The 17,103-nt window shown below is 67.9% G+C and carries 22 protein-coding genes; 13 read left to right on the top strand and 9 right to left on the bottom strand.

Translation table 11 applies throughout. The annotated features are described in order from the left end of the window. Window positions 1-105: 105 nt before the first annotated feature. The 11 genes from ACZ601_RS23555 to ACZ601_RS23505 all read left to right on the top strand — a co-directional run bounded on the left by ACZ601_RS23555 (window position 106) and on the right by ACZ601_RS23505 (window position 8,950). Entirely contained in the window at window positions 106-426 is a 321-nt protein-coding gene (locus ACZ601_RS23555) for a septum formation initiator (RefSeq protein ID WP_469541065.1), read from the top strand. A gap of 3 nt (window positions 427-429) precedes the next feature. Then, complete coding sequence (locus tag ACZ601_RS23550; RefSeq protein WP_440575632.1) at window positions 430-801, top strand: TadE/TadG family type IV pilus assembly protein; 372 nt, start codon at window positions 430-432, stop codon at window positions 799-801. A gap of 46 nt (window positions 802-847) precedes the next feature. After that, window positions 848-2,185, top strand: coding sequence for a CpaF family protein (locus tag ACZ601_RS23545; protein WP_440575633.1), 1,338 nt, complete (start codon window positions 848-850; stop codon window positions 2,183-2,185). A gap of 10 nt (window positions 2,186-2,195) precedes the next feature. Beyond that, window positions 2,196-3,134, top strand: a complete 939-nt coding sequence (locus ACZ601_RS23540; protein ID WP_440575634.1) for a type II secretion system F family protein — start codon at window positions 2,196-2,198, stop codon at window positions 3,132-3,134. A gap of 14 nt (window positions 3,135-3,148) precedes the next feature. Next, the gene (locus ACZ601_RS23535; protein ID WP_469541061.1) at window positions 3,149-4,033 is read left to right on the top strand and encodes a DUF5936 domain-containing protein; all 885 of its coding nucleotides are present in this window, start codon (window positions 3,149-3,151) and stop codon (window positions 4,031-4,033) included. 50 nt (window positions 4,034-4,083) lie between these two features. Continuing rightward, on the top strand, window positions 4,084-5,463 hold the full coding sequence (locus tag ACZ601_RS23530) for a sensor histidine kinase (protein ID WP_469541058.1): 1,380 nt from the start codon (window positions 4,084-4,086) through the stop codon (window positions 5,461-5,463). Window positions 5,464-5,477: 14 nt separating this feature from the next. Beyond that, the gene (locus tag ACZ601_RS23525) at window positions 5,478-6,554 is read left to right on the top strand and encodes a response regulator (protein ID WP_469541055.1); all 1,077 of its coding nucleotides are present in this window, start codon (window positions 5,478-5,480) and stop codon (window positions 6,552-6,554) included. 210 nt (window positions 6,555-6,764) lie between these two features. Continuing rightward, window positions 6,765-6,995: a hypothetical protein gene (locus ACZ601_RS23520; protein ID WP_469541053.1), complete on the top strand. Its 231-nt coding sequence runs from the start codon at window positions 6,765-6,767 to the stop codon at window positions 6,993-6,995. Then, the gene (locus ACZ601_RS23515; RefSeq protein WP_469541051.1) at window positions 6,995-7,651 is read left to right on the top strand and encodes a pilus assembly protein TadG-related protein; all 657 of its coding nucleotides are present in this window, start codon (window positions 6,995-6,997) and stop codon (window positions 7,649-7,651) included. Before ACZ601_RS23520 ends, ACZ601_RS23515 begins: the two co-directional genes overlap by 1 nt. A gap of 31 nt (window positions 7,652-7,682) precedes the next feature. Then, window positions 7,683-8,288 (top strand): hypothetical protein, encoded by a 606-nt coding sequence (locus tag ACZ601_RS23510; protein WP_469541049.1) that lies wholly within the window; start codon window positions 7,683-7,685, stop codon window positions 8,286-8,288. Window positions 8,289-8,299: 11 nt separating this feature from the next. Continuing rightward, entirely contained in the window at window positions 8,300-8,950 is a 651-nt protein-coding gene (locus tag ACZ601_RS23505; RefSeq protein WP_469541047.1) for an OmpA family protein, read from the top strand. Window positions 8,951-9,200: 250 nt separating this feature from the next. Here ACZ601_RS23505 and ACZ601_RS23500 read toward each other — a convergent pair whose 3' ends face one another. Further along, window positions 9,201-9,536 carry a hypothetical protein gene (locus tag ACZ601_RS23500; protein ID WP_469541044.1) on the bottom strand — a complete coding sequence of 112 codons (336 nt, stop codon included), beginning with the start codon at window positions 9,534-9,536 and terminating at the stop codon, window positions 9,201-9,203. Window positions 9,537-9,598: 62 nt separating this feature from the next. Between ACZ601_RS23500 and ACZ601_RS23495 the strand changes: the two genes are divergently transcribed. Further along, complete coding sequence (locus ACZ601_RS23495) at window positions 9,599-10,552, top strand: GNAT family N-acetyltransferase (protein WP_469541041.1); 954 nt, start codon at window positions 9,599-9,601, stop codon at window positions 10,550-10,552. Here the strand turns inward: ACZ601_RS23495 and ACZ601_RS23490 are convergent. The 5 genes from ACZ601_RS23490 to ACZ601_RS23470 all read right to left on the bottom strand — a co-directional run bounded on the left by ACZ601_RS23490 (window position 10,527) and on the right by ACZ601_RS23470 (window position 13,900). After that, window positions 10,527-11,666: a hypothetical protein gene (locus tag ACZ601_RS23490; protein ID WP_469541040.1), complete on the bottom strand. Its 1,140-nt coding sequence runs from the start codon at window positions 11,664-11,666 to the stop codon at window positions 10,527-10,529. The genes ACZ601_RS23495 and ACZ601_RS23490 overlap by 26 nt on opposite strands. After that, window positions 11,663-12,238 carry a sigma-70 family RNA polymerase sigma factor gene (locus tag ACZ601_RS23485; protein WP_469541039.1) on the bottom strand — a complete coding sequence of 192 codons (576 nt, stop codon included), beginning with the start codon at window positions 12,236-12,238 and terminating at the stop codon, window positions 11,663-11,665. The genes ACZ601_RS23490 and ACZ601_RS23485 overlap by 4 nt, the downstream gene beginning before the upstream one ends. After that, window positions 12,235-12,483 carry a hypothetical protein gene (locus ACZ601_RS23480; protein ID WP_469541038.1) on the bottom strand — a complete coding sequence of 83 codons (249 nt, stop codon included), beginning with the start codon at window positions 12,481-12,483 and terminating at the stop codon, window positions 12,235-12,237. Before ACZ601_RS23480 ends, ACZ601_RS23485 begins: the two co-directional genes overlap by 4 nt. A gap of 363 nt (window positions 12,484-12,846) precedes the next feature. Continuing rightward, the gene (locus ACZ601_RS23475; RefSeq protein ID WP_469541036.1) at window positions 12,847-13,038 is read right to left on the bottom strand and encodes a hypothetical protein; all 192 of its coding nucleotides are present in this window, start codon (window positions 13,036-13,038) and stop codon (window positions 12,847-12,849) included. Window positions 13,039-13,048: 10 nt separating this feature from the next. Beyond that, window positions 13,049-13,900 carry a helix-turn-helix domain-containing protein gene (locus ACZ601_RS23470; RefSeq protein WP_469541035.1) on the bottom strand — a complete coding sequence of 284 codons (852 nt, stop codon included), beginning with the start codon at window positions 13,898-13,900 and terminating at the stop codon, window positions 13,049-13,051. A 309-nt stretch (window positions 13,901-14,209) separates the two neighbouring features. On the opposite strand from ACZ601_RS23470, the gene ACZ601_RS23465 reads away from it, so the two are divergent. Beyond that, the gene (locus ACZ601_RS23465) at window positions 14,210-14,749 is read left to right on the top strand and encodes an ATP-binding protein (protein WP_469541032.1); all 540 of its coding nucleotides are present in this window, start codon (window positions 14,210-14,212) and stop codon (window positions 14,747-14,749) included. Window positions 14,750-14,825: 76 nt separating this feature from the next. On the opposite strand, the gene ACZ601_RS23460 is transcribed toward ACZ601_RS23465, so the two are convergent. From ACZ601_RS23460 to ACZ601_RS23450, 3 genes are all read right to left on the bottom strand, one after another. Next, window positions 14,826-15,641 carry an SAM-dependent methyltransferase gene (locus tag ACZ601_RS23460; protein ID WP_469541029.1) on the bottom strand — a complete coding sequence of 272 codons (816 nt, stop codon included), beginning with the start codon at window positions 15,639-15,641 and terminating at the stop codon, window positions 14,826-14,828. 82 nt (window positions 15,642-15,723) lie between these two features. After that, a complete protein-coding gene (locus ACZ601_RS23455) occupies window positions 15,724-15,975 on the bottom strand; it encodes a DUF397 domain-containing protein (RefSeq protein ID WP_440575647.1) in 252 nt (83 codons plus the stop codon). Further along, complete coding sequence (locus ACZ601_RS23450) at window positions 15,972-16,838, bottom strand: helix-turn-helix domain-containing protein (RefSeq protein WP_469541027.1); 867 nt, start codon at window positions 16,836-16,838, stop codon at window positions 15,972-15,974. The genes ACZ601_RS23455 and ACZ601_RS23450 overlap by 4 nt, the downstream gene beginning before the upstream one ends. Between the last annotated feature and the right edge of the window lie 265 nt (window positions 16,839-17,103).

Here is a 17,103-nt window from a genome sequence, read left to right as displayed (position 1 = left end):
GGCCGCGACCGTTACAGGGACCGCGACCGTTGCAGGGACCGGGACCGCGACCGTTGCAGGGACCGGGACCGCGACCGCGGGCAGACCGCGATCGAGTTCGTCGGGGTGACGCCTCTGATCATTCTGCTGCTCGTGCTGCTCTGGCAGTGCGCCCTGTTCGGCTACACGTTCACCCTGGCCAGCAACGCCGCGGACATGGGGGCGCGGGCCGGGGGCGGGACGCAGGGGAACCGCGGCGCCGCCTGCGAGCAGGCGGCGAACGAGGACCTGCCGGACGCCTGGCGGGGCGGCTCCATCGAGTGCGGCGTGAGCGGCTCCGGCCTGTACCGGGCCAGGGTCCACCTGGACGTGCCCGTCCTGGTCCCCGGCGTACTCGACTGGGGGCCCACGGTCACCGGCGAAGCGGCTTCGGTGAAGGAGGGCTGAACGATGACCGGAATCAGGCGCGGGTCCCGTCGTGAGCGCGGCCAGGTCGCCATCGAGTACCTCGGGTTCATCCCGCTGCTGCTGCTGGTCGGCCTCTGCGCCATCCAGCTCGGCATCGCCGCGTACACCGTGAACCAGGCGGGCACCGCCGCGCGCGTCGCCGCCCGCACGGCCGGCCAGGACGACCCGACGGCCGGATCGCCCGAACAGGCGGGCGCGAGCGCGATCAGCGGCTGGCTCGCGGACGGACTGAGCTGGAGCTCGTCGGGCGGCACCGACGACGTCACCTACACCGCCGACGTGGACATCCCCACCGTCATACCCGGCCTCTCATGGGGGACGGCCACCCGCAGCTCCACCATGCCGCGCGACTGAGCCCCCGCACCGCACCACCAGCAAGCAGGACCGAGGAGTTGGCACCATGAGTCTGCGGGCACGCATCACCGCCCCCGATGAGCACCGAGGGGGCCGCGAGGACGGCCACCTGGTCGCCTCCTACCGGGCCAAGCTGCTGGAGGAGATCGACCTCGCGGAGATGTCCTCGCTGGCCGCCGCCGACCGGCGGGCCCGACTGGAGCGCGTACTCGGCCACATCATCAGCCGCGAGGGACCGGTCCTGTCGACCGTGGAGCGCTCGCAGCTGATCCGCCGCGTCGTCGACGAGGCCCTCGGCCTCGGCATCCTCGAACCGCTCCTGGAGGACGCGTCCATCACCGAGATCATGGTGAACGGGCCCGACCAGATCTTCGTGGAGCGCAGCGGCAAGGTCGAACAGCTCCCGATGCGCTTCGGCTCGCACGAACAGCTGATGCAGACCATCGAACGCATCGTCTCCACCGTCAACCGCCGCGTGGACGAGTCGAATCCGATGGTCGACGCCCGCCTCCCCAGCGGGGAGCGCGTCAACGTGATCATCCCGCCGCTCTCCCTGACCGGCGCGACGCTCACCATCCGGCGGTTCCCCCGGTCCTTCACCCTCCCCGAGATGATCAGCTTCGGCTCGCTCGACGAGCAGATGCTGCTGCTGCTCTCGGGGCTCGTCCAGGCCAAGCTGAACATCATCGTCTCCGGCGCCACCGGCACCGGGAAGACCACCCTCCTCAACGCGCTCTCCGCGCTCATCCCGAACAACGAGCGCATCGTCACCATCGAGGACTCCGCCGAACTCCAGCTCCAGCAGAACCACGTCATCCGGCTGGAGGCCCGGCCCGCGAACGTCGAGGGCAAGGGCCAGGTCACCATCCGCGACCTGGTCCGCAACTCCCTGCGCATGCGCCCCGACCGCATCATCGTCGGTGAGGTCCGAGGCGGCGAGTCGCTCGACATGCTGCAGGCGATGTCCACCGGCCACGACGGCTCCCTCGCCACCGTGCACGCCAACAGCGCGGAGGACGCGCTGATGCGCCTCCAGACACTCGCCTCGATGTCGGAGATCAAGATCCCCTTCGAGGCGCTGCACGACCAGATCAACAGCGCCGTGGACGTGATCGTCCAGCTCACCCGGCACGCCGACGGCACCCGCAAGGTCACCGAGATCGCCGTGCTCGACTCGCACGGCCGGGACCACTACCGGATCATCAGCGTGGCCCGCTTCAACGCCCGGCCCATGGGCGCCGACGGCCGGGTCCACGGCCACTTCCAGTACCTCCCGCTGCCCCGGAAGGCCGCCGAGCGCCTCTACATGGCCGGCCAGCCCATCCCGCAGGCCTTCGGGGTCGCCACGTCCGAAGAACAGCTCGCCACCCGAGAGGCCAAGTAGGTACCGCGCCATGACCAATCTCGCCCTCCTCACGATTGGCGTCACCCTCGTCTGCGGCGTACTCGGCGTCGTGGGTCTGCACGCGTACGCCGGCGGGAAGGCCGACCGCGACGCCCTCCTCGACCGCCTCTCGCACCCCGGGCAGCTGCCGTCCGCCGGGCGCCACCGCCGCTTCCAGGGCGTCGACCGCCGACTGCGCAGGACGGGTCTCGGCCGCCGGATCGAACTGAAGCTGACGGCCACCGGTCTGGACATCACGCCGGGCGAGTTCGTCGTCTACGCGCTGGTCGCCATGGCCGGACTCTGGCTGGCCGCCTCCTCCGTCCTGGCCTCCTTCTTCGGCCCCGTGGCCGCCCTGATCGGCCTCTGGGGCACCAACGCCTTCCTGAACTGGCAGCGGACCAAGCGCACCGACCGCTTCATCAACCAGCTCCCCGAACTCTCCCGCATCCTCGCCAACGCCACCCAGGCCGGACTCGCCCTGCGCACCGCGCTCGCCATGGCGGCGGAGGAACTGGAGGACCCCGCGGGCGAGGAACTGTCCCGGGTCGTACGCCGGCTCGACGTCGGCGAATCACTGGACGACGCGCTGAGCGAGCTGACCGACCGGCTGCCGTCCCGCGAACTCGTCGTCCTGGTCACCACCCTCGTGCTGTCCAACCGGGCCGGCGGCATGGTCGTCAGCTCGCTGCGCAACCTCACCCAGACACTGGAGGAGCGCAAGGAGACCCGGCGCGAGGTCAAGACCCAGCTCTCCCAGGTGACCGTCACGGCGTACGCCGTACCGGGCTTCGGCTTCGCCGCCATGCTCCTGATGAACGCCGTGATGCCGGGCGCCCTGGACCGGATGACCGGCGCGCTGATCGGCCAGGTCGCGGTGGTCGTCGCGCTCATCCTGTACGCGATCGGATTCGTCGTGATCCGCCGCCTGTCCCGTATCGACGTCTGAGGGGAGGAGCGGACATGGACCTGTTGCTCGCACTCGTCGTGGGTCTCGCCGTGTACGGCGCGATCGCCGGCATCCGGATGTACCGGGCCGACGCCAAGCTCCCCGGCGACCTCGCCATCGCCCTGGAGGTCGGCTCCACCCGTACCGGCGCCGTCGGCTCCGTCATCGACCGGATGGGCATGCGGTGGGCCCCCGCGGTGCTCAGGATGATGGGCGCCAAGGCGGTCGGCAGGAAGCGCCGCCAGATCGACATGGCCGGCAACCCCGGCGGGCTCACCATCGACCGGTACGCCGCCCGCCGCGCCGTCTACGGGGTGCTCGGAGCGTTCGGCGCCCTGACGATGCTGATGCGCGGGCAGTTCTTCCTCGCCGTCCTGCTCGTCGCGTTCGGCGCCTTCTGGGTCGAGGTCGGCATCTGGTCGGCCGTCCGGGTCCGCAGGGACCACATCGAGCGCACGCTCCCCGACTTCCTGGACGTCCTCGCCGTCGTCGTGTCCGCGGGCCTCGGCTTCCGGCAGGCGCTGGAACGCGTCGCGGAGAAGTACGAGGGCCCCTGGGCCGACGAACTCCGCATCACCCTGCGCCAGATGGACATGGGCGTCAGCCGCCGCCAGGCCTTCGAGGAGCTCCGCAGGCGCAACGACTCGGAGCAGGTCGCGATGTTCGTGACGACGCTCCAGCAGGGCGAGGAACTCGGTGCGCCGATCGTCGAGACGCTGATCCAGATCGCCAACGACATGCGCCGCACCGATGCCCAGAACGCCCGCCGCAAGGCCGCCAAGGCCGTCCCGAAGGCGACCTTCGCCGTCACCACCTTCCTGCTCCCCGGCACCCTGCTGCTCCTGACGGTCGGATTCGTGTACGGGGCCGACGTCGACTTCTCGTTCCTCGGCGGATGACCCGCATGACGAGGATGATGAGCAGCATCCGCAGGCGGAGGTGACAGGCCATGGCATTCCCACTCGGCGAGCAGCGGGCGGACCAGCTCGGCGGCCCTCGGGCGGAAGCGACGGACGACGTGCGCCACGCGCTCGCCAACCCGACCGCCCGCCCCGCCTTCGCGATCCAGCTCAACGCCCTCCAGGCCATGTGCCGCCAGGTCTTCGGCTTCCGGCTCGCGATGATCGCCATGGCGACACCGTTCGCCATCGACCGCACGGCACGGGGCCCGGCGACCTGGCTCATCGGCGCGGCCATCGTCGTCACCTTCATGGGCTCCTACGTCCTCTTCCGGGACTGGGAGCGCTTCGGCCCGGTCTTCCTGCGCCACCGCTGGCTGATCGGCGTCGACGCCTGCTTCGGCGCACTGCTGCTGGTCACCGCCACACCGGAGTCCACCCTGGCGTACGTGACGGTCTGCACGCCGCTGCTGGCCGGGCTCGTCTACGGATGGCGGGGTTCCGCGGTGTTCACCGCACTCCAGACGGTGATCATCTTCCTCGTCTACGGCGCCGACCCGAAGCTGGACGGGAGCGAGGCGACCGCGCTCCTCCTCCCCGGATTCTGCGTGATCGCCGGGGCCGTCGGCGTCACCCTGCGCAATCTGCTGCTCCGCTTCGGCACCGCGAGCCAGGCCCTCACGGAGACCAGGGCCCGGCTCGCGGTCAGCGAGGCCATCGTGACCGAACGCACCCGGCTGGCCCGCGAGATGCACGACTCGGTCGCCAAGACCCTGCACGGACTGGCCCTCGCCGCCGACGGCCTGGCCCACTCCTCGGACCGGATGGACCCCCTCACGGTCAAGCACCAGGCGGAACTGGTCGCCCGCTCCGCCCGCCGCGCGGCAGCCGAATCACGCGAACTCCTCTCCGATCTGCGCCGGGATCACGGCCTGGACGGCGGGGTGGACATCATCACCGAACTCCGTTCCCGTACAGCCGACTTCACCCGCCGACACAGCCTCACCGCCACCTTCAGGACCCTCCAGGAGACGCCGGTCCCCCCGGTGCCCCAGGCGGTCGGCCGCCAGCTCCTCACCATCGCCTCAGAGGCGATGGAGAACGCCCAGCGCCATGCCCGCCCCTCCTACGTGGTCGTGCTGGCCGGAGTACAGGGCGGCATCCTGCGCGTCAGCGTGTACGACGACGGGCAGGGCCTCCCCGTCGGCACCACGCTCGACGACCTCCAACGGGCCGGCCATTTCGGTCTCGTCGGCATGGTCGAACGCGCCGCGTCCATCGGCGCCCGCATCCGCATCGGCAGGGGCGAGGCGGCCACCGGCACGGAAGTCCGCCTGGAACTGCCGCTGAAGGCCCTGTCCCCAGCACCGCCCGTCCAGCACCCCGTACAGCACCTCGTACGGCAGCCCACCCGAAGTACCGCTCTCTGAGAGGAGGTCGCACCATGCCGGACGAGATCTCGCAAGCAGCCGGCCGGAACCGGGAAGCGCGGTACCACGCCTCCCAGCACACGTCCTCGCATGCCACGCCCATCAATTCGGAATCCAGCTCCCCGGGTTTCCCCGCCCCGAGGCAGACCGCGCCACCCGTTTCCGTCCCCCTGCCCGACTTCCCGTCCGCGACCGGCCTGCTGCGGGTCGTCGTGGCCGACGACAACCCGGTGGTCAGGGCCGGCCTCGGCGCCCTGCTCTCCGGACGCGAGGACATAGAGGTCGCGGCGGAGGCGGCGGACGGCCGCCAGGCCTACGAGATGGCGTTGCGCCACCGCCCCGACGTCGTCCTGCTCGATGTCCGGATGCCCGGCGTGGACGGCATATCCGCCCTGCCGCACCTGGTGCGGGTCGCCCCCGTGATGATGCTGACCTACAGCCGCGAGAGCGAAGTCGTCCATGAGGCGCTGCGCCTGGGCGCGAGCGGCTACCTGGTCCACGGCGAGTTCACGGCGGACCAGCTCGTACAGGCCGTACGCGACACCAGGAGCGGCCGCGCGCACTTCACCGCCACGGCGGCGGACGCCCTGCTCGCCCACATGCGCCAGGACCCCGGCCCGCGGAGCGCCCCGCTTCCGGAGGGCCTCGGATCCGCCCTGACCACGGGCGTTCCCTACCAGGTACCCGGCTACGAGAGCCACGCCCCCGGCCCTGGTGCGTATGCACACGTCCTCCCACCCGGGACGCCCGCGCCGATGCCGCCGCCTGCGATTCGCCCCGTACAGCAACTACAAGGTCTTTCGCATGTGCAATTAGGTATGGGACAGTCTTCAGTGACCGGGGGGCCGGGTGCAGCCCCTAACAGACCCGATTATGGGCTGAGTTCGAGGGAGGTGGAGGTCATGGAGCTGATCGCTTCGGGAATGAGCAACCAGCAAATCGCCGCCACCTGCTTCATCAGCGAGAAGACCGTGAAGAACCACATCAACCGGATCTTCACCAAGCTGCACAGCACCAGCCGGAGCGAGGCGATCGCCCGCTGGCTCGGCACGGCCCCCACCCCGGGCCCCGGCGCACAAGGGGGCAGGTAGCCATGCCGGGCCGGAACGGGAAGCGCGGTACCCAGGTGGGTGATTGGGCCCGGGAATGGGCCCTGGGACCCTCTGGCGGACCGGGTGTTCGGCCATATGGTTCTCCCGTCACTCACGGTACCGGCCGGGAGGAAGCCGGTACCGGGAGCGACAGCGAAGAAACGCGCGAGCCCGCCGGCAATCGGTCGGCCGAATCCGGAGGGGAACACCATGTCGAACACCACCCTGAAGACCGCCGTCCGCATCAACGGCTGGGCCAACACCGCGGTGTCGAACATCCAGAAGCGCTACGAGACCGCAGACCGTGGCCAGACGGCGTTCGAGTACCTCGGCATCATTCTGGTGGTCGTCGCGATCATCGGGGGGATGGTGGCTTCGGGGATCGGTGCGGCGATCACTACGCGTATCACCGGTCTGGTGACCTCTATCACCGCTGGTTAGTGGCTACGCGCCAACGCGGCGAGGCAGGGCAGGCTTTCCCCATCTACATCGTGATGGTGGCGGGCCTGCTCTTCCTCGCGTTTGCCCTCTTCGCAGTCGGTCAGGCATCAGCGGCGCGCAACGGCGCCCAGGGTGCTGCGGACGCTGCCGCGCTGGCTGCCGCCCAGGAAGCCCGCGAGGACTTGAGGGTGCCGTTCCTTCAAGCGCTGCGGGAGCCTGACGGTCTTGATGAGTTTCTGAGTGGCGCTCAGAACCCGGGAATGGGACGCGAGGAAGCCAATCGGCTGGCAGCCAGAAACCGTTCGGACGTTACCGACTTCTACTGGCGTTCGGGGTTCTGGCAAGACAGGGTCACTACCAGGGTAAAGACGCGTTACACCGTCGGGAATTCGGTGATCCCGACGACCAAGGACCGGCATGCCACGGCGTCGGCGACGGCAGTAGTCGAGTTCCGATGCAGCTTGAACGCCACGTCGGAGCCGACCGACCCCCAACAGGGTGATGGCGACGAGAAGGACAAGGACGACTCGAAGGACGCACCCGGCCCGTTCAAGTTCACCTGCGATGGGCGCCCTGTCAGCATCGACCTGAATAGCAGCGACCCGTTGGCCGAACTGAGTAAGTTGATCTTTTCCGTCCACCTGATCGACGAGTGACAGCCAACGACGAGTAGAGGAATCAGAATCCATGAGCATTCGGCGCACTGCGAAGTCCAGAAGGGTAGTGGCGGCTGTCTCGATGGCAGCCGCATTCGCCCTTGCCGTAACTGCCTGCGGAGGCGACGACGGTGGAGGAGAGACCTCGCACGCGGGCTCGTCGGCATCCTCGAAGCCATCTGAAGACGGTGCGAACGGTGCGGACGAAGACACCGCCGCAGGGGACGAAGTGGACTCGAATGCGAAGCTCGCAGAGGCGAAGGGACAGGGGGGTCTTACGTTTGTCGTCAACCAGGTCAAGCGTGACTCCGGCGGTTTCGTCACAGTTCAGGGAACGATCAAGAATGAGGGCGATCAGCCGAAGAACTCTGGAGGCTGGGGCGGTGCGGAGAGTGCGGTCGTAGCAGCGAATCCCAACTCGGTCGCCGGTGCGACGCTCGTAGACAAGGTGGGCAAGAAGCGCTATTACGTTCTCCGGGACACGGAGTCGCGATGCCTTTGCACGACGGGCATCCTGCCGCTCCAACCCGGGAAGTCGACACCGGTCTTCATGCAGTTCCCGACACCTCCGGCGTCCACGAGCGAAGTTGACTTCACCTTGCCTACGTTCGCCACCACATCTCTGAAGATCTCTTAGTGATGGCCGAGATGAACAGCATGCATACGCGGCACTGGCCTCGCCGTGTCCCTGGCCGTGCCGCCGCAGTGGCACTGCTGCTGGCAGGCACCACCGCCTTCGGCACCACGTCCGCGTTGGCCGACGACGGCCCAAGCGTCCCGCCCGGCACAGAGGCCTCGTCCGAGCCGCCCGTCAAGCTCGACGGCGACGACCCTGACCTCAAGATGCCCGAGGGTGGCACACTTGCCCCGGGCAAGGTGCTCGACATCATCCAAGTGGTCGAGGACCAAGGCGGCGAAGAGCGCCGCGAGGACACGAACGCGGACATCAAGTTCGCCCTCCAGGCCGAGGTTCTCTTCGGCAAGGACAGCGCGAAGCTGAGCGCCGAGGCAAATTCGCGCATCGTCGGCATCGCTGCTGAGGCCAAGAAGCAGAACGCCACCAAGGTGCGGGTCTTCGGCTTCACGGACAACCTCGGCTCCTCCGCCCACGGAGACGTGCTGTCGAAGCAGCGTGCCGAGGCGGTGAACAAGGTGCTGTCCAGTGAGCTCGACGCGACCGTCACCTTCGAGATCCGCGGCTACGGCGAGCAGTACCCGATCGCCGACAACAGCACGGAGGAGGGCCGGAAGAAGAACCGCCGCGTCGAGGTCTCCTTCCCGCGCGGGGGCTCCTCCTGACCTGACCGTTGGACCGAGAGAGATGCCCAAGTGGCGGAAGATGAAGTAGTTCTGGGACTGCGAGCTCAGGTGGCCCCTCGCTCAGGGTGGCCCGGACTTCGGTTAGGGCCCCCCAGGTGGTGATCATTGGCGCCGTGGTCTCACAGGTGCGCGCCTGTGAACCGGAAGCAGAGGGTGGCAACCAGGCTGTATTGGCCTGGTTGGCCTCCTCGGAGCGAACGTGACGGTATCGAGCTGACCGGCGAGGTGGTCAGGTCTCGAATCGCGAGCCGATGTTGTTCCACATGAAGCCGTGCTTCCAGTCCGACGTGCCCTTCGCCCACCCAAGCATGGCGGTCAGTACTTTCTCCTGGGAGATGGTCCGGGTCTGACAGTGCTCGGCGGCGACGCCATCCCGGAATTCGAGTTGGTACGTGTTGTCGTCACGAAGCAGCACTTGGACATACCAGCAACCTTCGGTGTGCTCCTCCATACGCTCCAGGATCAGATGCGCGTTTCCCCGCCGCAGGTTGGCCAGCATCCCGCCTATCGTGGGCTTGGAGGGCCTCTTCACCACGCGCCCTGCCTCATCAGTCGCAATCAGCATGGAGTGATCCTCCAACACCGCTCTGGCATAGCCCCCGATGAGTCCGCCAGGGACGATGAAGCATGCGTCTGGATGAATGGAAACTGACGGAAGACCTAACCGACTTCTTGGCCCATGCGGGAGACTTCCTGCGTTCGCGCCCCGCCCTGCACAACACGCCGCTGACAGACATCGAGAAGCTGCGGACCCGCGGCGCGAAGGCGCATGGTGGCCAAGCCACCGTCTTCGGCCGGTTGGAGGCAGATGGTGAGATCCGCGCCATCTTCTATCGCGCTCCCAATGGTCGTCTGAACCTCACTCCCCTCTCAGTCGCCCAGGCAGTCACCCTCGCTCGTCACCTCGCGGGCCTCGGCCACTGCCTTTCCAGCGCCATTGCGGACCATGACACTGCCACCGTCTTTGCCGAGGCGTGGCGGCAGCACACGGGCGCAGCGACGGCTCCGTTCTGGCGGGCTCACCTCTACCGACTCGGTGCGCTCACCGCCCCGGAGCCGCAGCCGCAGGGCCGGGGCCGGTGCGTGGGCGAGGATGAGCTGGACAACGTCGTGCGGTGGTGTCGCGAGTTCTGCGTCGATGCCGAAGAGAGCGTCTCCATCGCCGCTATCGACGCCGGCTCTTGGGCAGACACGCGTTTCGCTGACAAGGACTTCACCTTCTGGGAGGCCTCGGACGGTGTCCCCGTATCCATGGCCGGTTCGACGTCGGCAGTCGGTGGCATGGTCCGGGTGGACCCTGTCTACACCCCGGCCCAATTCCGTGGCCGCGGTTACGCCGGTGCCGTGACGGTCGAGGTGAGCAGAGCCGCACTGGCCGCCGGCGCGACGGATGTCGTCCTGTTCGCTGACCCGGCCAACCCCACCAGCAACGCGCTCTATCAGCGCATCGGATATGTCCACGTCGTCGACTTCACCGGATACAGGTTCTCCACCCCCGTGCCGGAGACGGGCACGGCCGTAGATCCGAGGAGCCGAAAGAGGCCGCCCCATCCTGTCACCGGTCGGCAAGGTCGTGGATAGTTGCAGTGCCGAATCGGACGACCCAGGTGCCGCTGCCTGGGAAGGTCTCCTCCGAGCGGGCCTTGAGGCCCTCAACGTCCAGGCCGGCCGGCCACTGTGTGCCGCGTTCCGACCAGTACACCCCGCCGAGGTCGATACCCGTCAGGTCAGCACTTCTCAGGTCGGCGGTGACGAAGTCGTCCAAGAACGTGAGCAGCGAGTCCGCGTCGAGTACGAAGGACCTCTGGCGGAGTGCCAGGCCGATTGCTCGGCACATCTCAGCAGTGCGGATATCGACGATCAGGGCGACGAGGCCAGGTGTGGCGAGGTTCCATTCCGTGCCGGGTTCGAAGCCGAGCAGACGGTCCAGGTGAAGAGCACGGTCGTGGGCGATGTCCAGGGCCAGGTCGAGTTCGTGGGCAACGTTGAGACGAAAGGTGAGCGCGATGCCACGGTTGCGGTCGAGGTCGCGGGCGAGATCGATGGCACGAGAGTGGGCGAGGTCGAGGGCAAAGGCCAGGTCCCTGTTGCGGGTGCGGGCGACGAGGCTTGTGCCGGTCCCCAATCCACGAGCATGTCCAAGGCAGGCGGCAGCTGCGGCGGCCCGACTGAGATCGAGGTGGCGTGCGGCGGTGATGCTGAGGTCGCGGGCGAGGTTGCGGGCGACGCCAAGGTCGTGGGTGAGGTTGTGGGTGAGGTCGAGAGCGAGGTCGAGAGCGAGGTCGACAGCGGCGTCGGCGTTGCGGGGTGGGTTGTCGACGATCGCGAGCGCGGCGTCGAGAGTACGTACGAGAGCGTGACTGGTCAGTTTGACCTCGGGTTCGTTGCGCAGGGTCAAGCGGTCTTCAGGCTTGACCGCGCGCAGGAGGGCCTCTGTCCCGATCCTGTCGTGTGATGTGCGGGCTGGGCTGCTTGGTGGGGTGGGGGGCAGGATGGCGGCGAGTCCGGCCTCGGCGTCCAGGACGCTGTCAAGGCTATCGACGGCGTTGTCGTGGTGAGAGAGGATGAGGATTTCCCGCAGGCCGGCTTCTACATCGAGAATGCCGGCGAGGGCGTGGTCCAGCGCGGGCTGCATCTGGACGAGCCGCTGGTGCGGGTCCTGCCCGTCAGGGTCGTGTGCGGGGCGGCGGGTCATTGGTCCTCCTCACGTTCTTTGAGACGGGCGGCTGCGGCTCGGCGGGCCTTCTTGAGATTGGCGCGCACAGTCTCGGCCGACAGACCAAGATGGTTGGCGATGTCGGTGGGCCCGAAGCCATTCAAGGTCCAGGCCATGACCTGGCGCTGTCTCGGAGGAAGGCTGCGCAGGATGAGTAGCGCATCGTGCCGTACTTCCCACTCGGCAATGGCGTCGGGGCGGGGCAGCAGAGATGTGGGCTCGGGAACTTCCTCGACGAGTTCCTCGACCTCCGCGATCTTGCGTACCAGGGCGCGGGAGGCAGCCCTGTAGACCCACGCCTTCGGATACTCGATGTCGCCCCAACACCGGTAGGCGTCGGTCATGCTCTCTTGAGCGATGTCCGCAGCGCCCCGCACGCCGGCCCCTTGGTTGATCAGGAAGCCGACCAGCGGGCGCAGCTGATTGCGGTAGAACGCGGCGAACTCTGTGTCCGTCCGCTGCCGGACAGCGATGTGTTGGTCGAACGGGGCAGGAGGTGCGGGGACGGCCGCCGAGCGGTCAGCGCCCTCGGCTGGATCGTGGGTGCTCACGCTGCCTGGTCCTCCTCTCCATCGACCGGAGTGCCGTTGATCTTCACGTACAGGTAGTGACCGGTATCGCTACGGTCGTCCAGTACCGCCGTTCCTCCTAGCGGCAACTTCTCGGTCATCCCGAGCAGATAGCGGTGCCGATCCCGTTCACGCTTTGCCCGCCAGCGCAGACGCAGCCAGAGCGCCGTCAGAGCGAAGGCTTTGGCGATGGCGATTGAGACGATTACCGTCGTGGCCGACTCCATTAAGGGATCCTCCTCCTCGTAGGGACCGGCCGCGAGGCCGTCATGAGTTAAGGGGGAACAAGCTCATGATCGTGAACCTCCCAGCCGGAAATTCTCAAGAAAGGGAGCGGCGTTGTCCTCAACCTGCTCGTCATGAACCGCGGCCCTTGCGGAGCTGGATCGGGAGCTTTTGTGTCGGTGGACTCTGGTCACGGCGACGTGACCCGGCCACCCGACGGTGGCACTGGTTATACGGAAGACCGCTACTGGGACCAGCAGACAGGAGATGCAGCCGCCCACTCCCGGCCCAAGGAACGAGACTCGCCGCAGACCTCGCTCCCATACCGGAAGGAGCTCGGCGCCGGGTGCCGGCCGACGACGTCGTTACAGCAGGTGGTCCGCCTTGCCGGCCTTGATATCGCGGATCATCTGCTGGAGCGACTCGCGGCTGTCGGTGAGGAAGTGTTCCTCAGAACCGGCGACGGCGATGTAGCTGTTGCCCTCCCGGTCGGTTCCCAAGCGGTAGCAGCTGGCGCCCTCGCCGCAGAACGCGTCTTCCCACGTGACGTCCCGCATGATGTCCCCCTCAGAGGTGGCGTGCGATGTCATGGATGAAGTCCCGCGACTTCTGGGGCGGCAGAGCGATCCGTTCCATCCAGTCAAGATGTGAACGATACTTCGCCAACTGTTGTGCCCCGTCAAGGAATTCAGGCCCATGAGCGCTGTCCACCTGCACAGTGTCCAACTGAGGTACGGGGCCTTCTGCGTAGTTGACCGTCTGCCCGGCCCCGGGAAATGCGCCTGCTTCGAAGGGGATGACTCGCAGCGTGATGTGGCGCCTCTCCGAGGCAGTGAGCAGGTGGTCGAGCTGAACGCGGGCGACCCCGCGACCGCCGAACTGCATGCGCAACGCGGCTTCGTGTATGACGCCCACGTACTCGGGCGCGGTGGCGCCCTCCAGCACCTGCTGTCTCTCCACGCGGTGCGCAAGGCGTAGAGCGACTTCGTGTTCCGGGAGGACCGGGACGACTACTCGGAAGACCGCCAACGCGTGGTCGCTGGTCTGGAGGATCCCCGGGATGTGCACGGAGTGCGCGGTCCGCATTCGGAGGGCGTTGGCCTCCAGCTCGGCGATGTCGAGCAAACCTTCGGGGAGCGAGTCGCGGTACCGCTCCCACCAGCCTCGTCGCGCGCGCCTCGTCATGGTCGCCAGCGCCTCAACGTAGGGCTGGTCCTCGCATCCACATGCGCGGGCAAGGGCGAGCACCCGGTCCTCGCTGATGGCGCGAATGCCCTGCTCGATGTTGGAGAGCCTGGACCGGTCGACTCCGAGGACGCTTGAGGCGGCCTCGGCGGATACGTCGGCCGCCAAGCGCATCTTCCGGAGTTCGCGCCCCAAGCGCTTCTGGCGCTCGGTCGGTGCGGTTCGCGATGACATGTCAGTCCTTCCGTGACCTTCTCTGGGAAGTCTGCCGTGTGACTGCAGACTTGAGCCACGTACGGGTCATGTTTCGCAGTGATTGGTGGCCAATATGACCCCCTGCGCGCTACGTTCAGTAACGCACCGCTCACGCAACGGCAAGCAAGAAGTGCATCGCGCGGTCCTGCCCGCATCCTCCTTCCCTGGGAGGGGCGGTCCCGCGCCAGGGGGACAGGCCACTGCTCGTCCGTCACGCGAAGCCACTCGTGCGCACCCATGAGGAAGAGAGACACCGCCAACTCGCCACCCTTCACAGGGGAGTCAGCCATGCACTCATCTCCACTCACCCCGCTCTGCCCGGTCGCCGCCGAGACGCGCGCGTCGGAGTCGCACCCGTACCCGCCGCACCCCGCACCCCGGAGGGGAACGCAGCCCTACCTGCGTCCGAGGGGTCGCACGAGGCCGGAGCTCTCGCTGAGCCTCACCCTCCCCGGCGACATCCGCAGCGCACGCATCGCCCGTACGGCGACCGCCGCCGCTCTGGAGGCCCATGGGCTTGCCCCGTACGTCTGGCCGGTGACGTACGCGGTCACCGAACTCGTCTCCGTCACGGCCAGGATGAGTCCGGGCAAGGAGCTCTACGTATCCCTGCGGCACCGTGGCGACGCGGTCCGCCTCCTGGTCTGGGACCAGCACCGGCATCCGCATCACGCCGAGTCCGGCCTCACCGCGCTCTGCGAGGCTCGGCGCCGACGGGCGCTCTGGTTGCTCGCGGTGGTCACGGACGACTGGGGAGGGGAGTGGGGGATGTGCGAGGCGCCGCAGCCGCAGTCGGGCACCAAGTCATGGGTGGTGTTGCCGCGTTGACCCGTCCCCGGTCCGTCCTGGACACCCCCGTGCCCCAGGACGGACCGGGCGGGCCGGCGGTCCCGCAGTGTCCCGGTCAGCGCTTTATGCCCACGCCCGCGAGCAGGCCGATCTCGGCGTCCTTGGGTTCCGTTCCGTCGGCCGGTCCGGCGGGGCGCCAGCGGTGGCAGCAGCAGAGGCCGGGTCCGATCACGTCGAGGCCGTCGAAGAAGCGGCTGATGTCCTTGTGTGAACGGAACTGCACGGGCGTCCCGGAGTTGGTGTAGACCTCCGCGACCTTGTTCCAGGTGACCGGGTCGAAGTCGGGTGTGCAGTGGTTCATCGCGAGCGCGGAGCCGGCCGGTAGTGCACTGAGCAGCCGGCGGACGATGTCGTACGGGTCGTTCGGCTCGGTGATGAAGTGCATGAGCGCGTTGAGGGAGAGGGCGATGGGCTGCTCGAAGTCCAGGACCTCCGACTCCCGCACGGCGTTCATCAACGCGTCGGGGTCCTTGACGTTGGCCTCGATATAGGTCGTGCGTCCCTGCGCCGTGCTGCGCATGAGGCGTTCCGCGTACTTGAGGACGAGGGGGTCGTTGTCCGCGTAGACGACACGGGCCTCGGGCACCACCGACTGGGCGACCTGGTGCAGGTTGGGCTCGGTCGGGATGCCGGTGCCGATGTCGAGCCACTGGCGGATGCCGTGTTCCTGGGCCAGGACACGGGTGGCGCGGTGCATGAACGCCCGGTTCTCGCGGGCGGTCACGAAGAGGCCGGGGTGGGCCTCCGCGGCGACCAGGGCCGCCTTCTTGTCTATCTCGAAGTGGTCCTTGCCACCGAGGAAGTAGTCGTACATCCGGGCCGAGTGCGGCCTGCTCGTGTCGAGGTCCCGGCCGGCCTGCCTGGTGGTCATGTGCTCCCTTTCGTACGCGTGTCTGTCGGCCCGCAGGCCGGGGGCGGGACCGGTGTCGCCGTCCCTCTTGTCCGCCACCGGTTCACCCGGCGGCCAAGTGATCGGCCAGGCCCTCTTTGACCCCGCGGAGGAACGCGGCGATCTCCTCGGGCGCGTAGATCAGCGCCGGTCCGGCCGGGTCCGTCGACTGCCGGACCGCGACCCGGCCGTCGTCGAGCTTCTTCGTCTCGACGCACTGACCGCCGTTCGGCCCGCTCCAGGGACGCTCCCAACCCTGTTCGCCCAGGTCGCGGGCCGACATTCCGTTGTAGACGCACTTGTCGGTGATCGTCACGAGTACTCCTTGCGCATGCGGTTCAAGAGCGCTCTGCTGTCCTCGGACGACGTCAGCAGCGCCATACGGGAATGCGCCTCAAGGTGGGAGACGACGTCCGCCCGTTGGTCCAGGTAGACGGAGGCGGACAGGATTTCGCTGTAGACGACGTCCGGCAGCTCGGGTTCCGCGAACCGGAAGTAGGTGAACGGGGCGCACGCCCCGACGTGCGCACCCGCTTCGAACGACACGACGTCGAGGCTGACATGGGGCAGCTCGGACACGTCCAGGAGCCGTTCGATCTGCTCCCGCATCACGTCGGCGCTGCCCACCGTCCGGTGCAGTACGGCCTCCTCCATGACCACCCACAACGTGGGGGCGTCCTCCCGCTCAAGCAGGCTCTGGCGGCGCATCCGCAGCTCCACCCGGCGGGTCAGCTCCTCGTCGCTGCCGTTCGGCAGCCCGCCGCGCAGCACCGCACGGGCGTAGTCGTGGGTCTGCAGGAGGCCGGTCACGTACTGGGGTTCATACGTGCGCAGGGTCTGGGCGCCCGTCTCCAGGCTGACGTAGGCGGTGAACCAGCTGGGCACCGCGTCGCGGTAGGAGTGCCACCAGCCGGGCTCGTTGGCCTGCTCGGCCAGATCGACGAACTCGTCTATCTCCTGGCGGTCCGCGCCGAAGGTCTCCAGAAGCTTCTCCACGTAGAGAGGCTTCAGCGCGACCTCGGCCTTCTCCAGCCGGCGGATCGTCAGCGGTGTCACGCGCAGCGCCTTCGCCGCGTCCTCCAGCGAGGCACCGGCCGCGAGACGCATGTCCTGCAGCCGGCGGCCGAGGATCATGCGCAGGACTGTCGGCGCGCTGGTGCCGGAACGGCTTTCGCTCACGCCCAACCTCCTGAGGCTTCATCAACAACACCATTCTGACAGTGGCTTGATGACGACGCCAGGGTGATACCCGCGCTGCTGAAATTATCAGGGAGTCGGTTGCAGCGTGAGTGCTATCACGCGATAGTTGACATGTGAGTGGTCGAGTCGCAGCGCTGGCACAGCATCCGGTCCGGACGGGACACGTGATGCCCATGCCGTCGTCGTCGGCACCCCGCCACGGGGTGCCTGCCTCGGCCCCCTGCCGCGGGGGCCCTGCCGCCGT

The organism is Streptomyces sp. NPDC104307 (genome assembly GCF_055584045.1).
The sequence above is the reverse complement of the archived record's forward strand: the minus strand, read 5'-3'. Positions and strand labels throughout refer to the sequence as shown.